This is a genomic window from Candidatus Pelagibacter communis (assembly GCF_001179925.1).
Classification (GTDB): Bacteria; Pseudomonadota; Alphaproteobacteria; order Pelagibacterales; family Pelagibacteraceae; genus Pelagibacter; species Pelagibacter ubique_E.
Genome location: NZ_CVSF01000055.1, coordinates 1 through 743 on the forward strand (window position 1 = coordinate 1; position 743 = coordinate 743).

1 protein-coding gene is annotated in these 743 nt (G+C 32.8%); it reads right to left on the reverse strand.

Translation table 11 applies throughout. From position 1 onward, the window contains the following. Nucleotides 1–677: DNA-directed RNA polymerase (locus tag AMN70_RS03325; protein ID WP_218836803.1), on the reverse strand; the 677-nt coding region annotated here is incomplete at its 3' end. Nucleotides 678–743: the final 66 nt, after the last annotated feature.

A 743-nucleotide genomic window follows, 5' to 3' on the forward strand; every position in this document is an offset into this window, starting at 1 on the left:
ACTTGTTTTAATTGTAGCGTTCCTTGAGCTGGAGCTTCTTTGATTTTACTTCTACTATCTTTGTGAACTTGAGGAATTATTTCCTGCTTAAATTCTTCTAGTAGATTTTTATTATCAAATATATCTACAAATGCTTCTCTTACTGCAACATTCATATCATTAACATCACAAGCTAAAACACCAAAGCTATCATGAACACAAGCAAAACTTTCTATGCCTGCATCATTAGCTTTACACACAGCCTTCTGAAGTATGGCTCCATCAAGTGCGTGGACAAAACAAGGAGCTATAGAATTAGCTACCCTTCGCTTATCAATTTTATTTGTTTCAATTGCTATAGAAGTTTTTCTTATATCTGGTGTGTAGTTTCCAGATTTAGGTCTGAAAATTTTCTCACCCATATAAGTATTTATTCTTTTAGTTTCTAATACAGGACATACCATTTGAACTACAAATCCAGTTGGTGTTGTCCATACTACAGGCAATCCATTTTCTGAAACTAATTTAGATACTTGTTGCAACCACTTCATCGCTTCTTTTGCAGATACAATAACTTTATCTAAAGCTTTCCAAACTAATTTAGAAAGATACGCTGTACCTTTAAATATATTTGGTAGTCCAGGTATTGGGTTTCTATCTGTAGAGAATGGAATATCTTTAATCCCATCTTCTTCCATTTCCTCCAGGTGTTCCTGTATATATTTTCTACAAGAGTTAAAAAGAAATATTTCGCTTTGATAATT